At 56.1% G+C, this 3,448-nt stretch carries 2 rRNA genes; both read left to right on the top strand.

The features are described from left to right. The first annotated feature begins 183 nt into the window (after positions 1 to 183). Positions 184 to 1,711: ribosomal RNA gene (locus LD110_RS23255) — 16S ribosomal RNA — on the top strand. 448 nt (positions 1,712 to 2,159) lie between these two features. Beyond that, positions 2,160 to 3,448 (top strand): 23S ribosomal RNA (locus tag LD110_RS23250); the annotation flags it as partial.

Here is a 3,448-nt window from a genome sequence, read left to right as displayed (position 1 = left end):
GCCTGTTGTTTGAGAACTCAATAGTGTGCCATGTTTGTTGATACCGATTTTTTGATTGGTTGAAATGGCTGGGCTGTTTCCTGCTTTTGGTGGGTGATGGTCTGGTTTTTTGGCCTGGATTTTTACTTGGTGCAGTCTGGTTTTGTGTTATTTCCATGATTCCTGGTTGTGTCTGTTTGTTTTTTGACGGAGAGTTTGATCCTGGCTCAGGATGAACGCTGGCGGCGTGCTTAACACATGCAAGTCGAACGATGATGCCCAGCTTGCTGGGTGGATTAGTGGCGAACGGGTGAGTAACACGTGAGTAACCTGCCCTTGACTCTGGGATAAGCCTGGGAAACTGGGTCTAATACTGGATATGACCTTTCACCGCATGGTGGGGGGTGGAAAGCTTTTGCGGTTTTGGATGGACTCGCGGCCTATCAGCTTGTTGGTGGGGTGATGGCCTACCAAGGCGACGACGGGTAGCCGGCCTGAGAGGGTGACCGGCCACACTGGGACTGAGACACGGCCCAGACTCCTACGGGAGGCAGCAGTGGGGAATATTGCACAATGGGCGAAAGCCTGATGCAGCGACGCCGCGTGAGGGATGACGGCCTTCGGGTTGTAAACCTCTTTCAGTAGGGAAGAAGCCTTTTGGGGTGACGGTACCTGCAGAAGAAGCGCCGGCTAACTACGTGCCAGCAGCCGCGGTAATACGTAGGGCGCGAGCGTTATCCGGAATTATTGGGCGTAAAGAGCTCGTAGGCGGTTTGTCGCGTCTGCTGTGAAAGACCGGGGCTTAACTCCGGTTCTGCAGTGGGTACGGGCAGGCTAGAGTGCAGTAGGGGAGACTGGAATTCCTGGTGTAGCGGTGAAATGCGCAGATATCAGGAGGAACACCGATGGCGAAGGCAGGTCTCTGGGCTGTAACTGACGCTGAGGAGCGAAAGCATGGGGAGCGAACAGGATTAGATACCCTGGTAGTCCATGCCGTAAACGTTGGGCACTAGGTGTGGGGGGCATTCCACGTTTCCCGCGCCGTAGCTAACGCATTAAGTGCCCCGCCTGGGGAGTACGGCCGCAAGGCTAAAACTCAAAGGAATTGACGGGGGCCCGCACAAGCGGCGGAGCATGCGGATTAATTCGATGCAACGCGAAGAACCTTACCAAGGCTTGACATGGGCCGGATCGCCGCAGAGATGTGGTTTCCCCTTTTGGGGCCGGTTCACAGGTGGTGCATGGTTGTCGTCAGCTCGTGTCGTGAGATGTTGGGTTAAGTCCCGCAACGAGCGCAACCCTCGTTCTATGTTGCCAGCGGTTCGGCCGGGGACTCATAGGAGACTGCCGGGGTCAACTCGGAGGAAGGTGGGGACGACGTCAAATCATCATGCCCCTTATGTCTTGGGCTTCACGCATGCTACAATGGCCGGTACAAAGGGTTGCGATACTGTGAGGTGGAGCTAATCCCAAAAAGCCGGTCTCAGTTCGGATTGGGGTCTGCAACTCGACCCCATGAAGTCGGAGTCGCTAGTAATCGCAGATCAGCAACGCTGCGGTGAATACGTTCCCGGGCCTTGTACACACCGCCCGTCAAGTCACGAAAGTTGGTAACACCCGAAGCCGGTGGCCTAACCCGTTTGGGGGGGAGCCGTCGAAGGTGGGACCGGCGATTGGGACTAAGTCGTAACAAGGTAGCCGTACCGGAAGGTGCGGCTGGATCACCTCCTTTCTAAGGAGCGTCTGCAGCTTTTTCCGTGTCCTGCGTTGTGTGGGGTGTGGGGGTTGTCAGTGTTGCCCGTTGCGCAGGCTTGTGTTCTGCGGCGGGTGCTCATGGGTGGAATATCAACGGATTTGTGCTGGTTGCCTGGTGGCGGCTGTGAGTACGGGACCCTTGGGGTTTTGGGAAAGCGGTTGTTGTTTGGGTGGTTGGTGCTTGTGGCGCACTGTTGGGTCCTGAGGCAACAGGGTCCCTTTTGCTTGTGGTTGTGTCCTTTTGCTGCTGTGTGGTGGCGGGGGTGTGGCCGGGGGTGGGGGGTTGTTGTTTCTGGTTTTTGTCCTGTGCCTTGTCCGGCCGGTCCCTGTTGTGGGGTTGGTGGTGGGGGGTGTGGGGGTTGTTGTTTGAGAACTGCATAGTGGACGCGAGCATCTTGTAAGCAATTTTTTGTTTTGTGTCGTGTGGTCAAGTTTTTAAGGGCGCACGGTGGATGCCTTGGCATCAGGAGCCGATGAAGGACGTGGGAATCTGCGTTAAGCCTGGGGGAGTTGATAACCGAACGGTGATCCCAGGATGTCCGAATGGGGAAACCCCGCCAGACGCCGTGTGTGATCTGGTGACCCGTGCCTGAATTCATAGGGTGCGTGGGGGGAACGCGGGGAAGTGAAACATCTCAGTACCCGCAGGAAGAGAAAACAATAGTGATTCCGTTAGTAGTGGCGAGCGAACGCGGATCAGGCTAAACCGTTTCGTGTGTGATAGCCGGCGGGCGTTGCGCGGGCGGTGTTGTGGGGTGTTGCTGTGCTGTTTCTGCCGGGACAGCGGGGTGTGCGTGCTGGTATAGGTGAACGGTTTTGAAAGGCCGGCCGGAGAGGGTGTTAGTCCCGTAACTGGAATGCTGTGCACGGCCCTAAGTGGCATGCCCGAGTAGCACGGGGCCCGAGAAATCCCGTGTGAATCTGTCAGGACCACCTGATAAGCCTAAATACTTCCTGATGACCGATAGCGGACCAGTACCGTGAGGGAAAGGTGAAAAGTACCCCGGGAGGGGAGTGAAATAGTACCTGAAACCGTGTGCCTACAATCCGTCAGAGCATGGCCTTTGTGTTGTGTGATGGCGTGCCTTTTGAAGAATGAGCCTGCGAGTTAGTGTTGCGTCGCGAGGTTAACCCGTGTGGGGTAGCCGTAGCGAAAGCGAGTCTGAATAGGGCGTTGTGAGTGGCGTGATCTAGACCCGAAGCGGAGTGATCTACCCATGGCCAGGTTGAAGCGACGGTAAGACGTCGTGGAGGACCGAACCCACTTCAGTTGAAAATGGAGGGGATGAGCTGTGGGTAGGGGTGAAAGGCCAATCAAACTCCGTGATAGCTGGTTCTCCCCGAAATGCATTTAGGTGCAGCGTTGCGTGTTTCTTGCCGGAGGTAGAGCTACTGGATGGCCGATGGGCCCTACAAGGTTACTGACGTCAGCCAAACTCCGAATGCCGGTAAGTGAGAGCGCAGCAGTGAGACTGTGGGGGATAAGCTTCATAGTCGAGAGGGAAACAGCCCAGACCACCAACTAAGGCCCCTAAGCGTGTGCTAAGTGGGAAAGGATGTGGAGTTGCCCAGACAACCAGGAGGTTGGCTTAGAAGCAGCCACCCTTGAAAGAGTGCGTAATAGCTCACTGGTCAAGTGATTCCGCGCCGACAATGTAGCGGGGCTCAAGTACACCGCCGAAGTTGTGGCATTCACACATTGCCCCAGCCCTTT

Source organism: Arthrobacter sp. M4, from assembly GCF_020251205.1.
Classification (GTDB): Bacteria; Actinomycetota; Actinomycetes; order Actinomycetales; family Micrococcaceae; genus Arthrobacter.
Note: the sequence above shows the minus strand (reverse complement) of the source record. Positions and strands in the feature narration are given on the sequence as shown.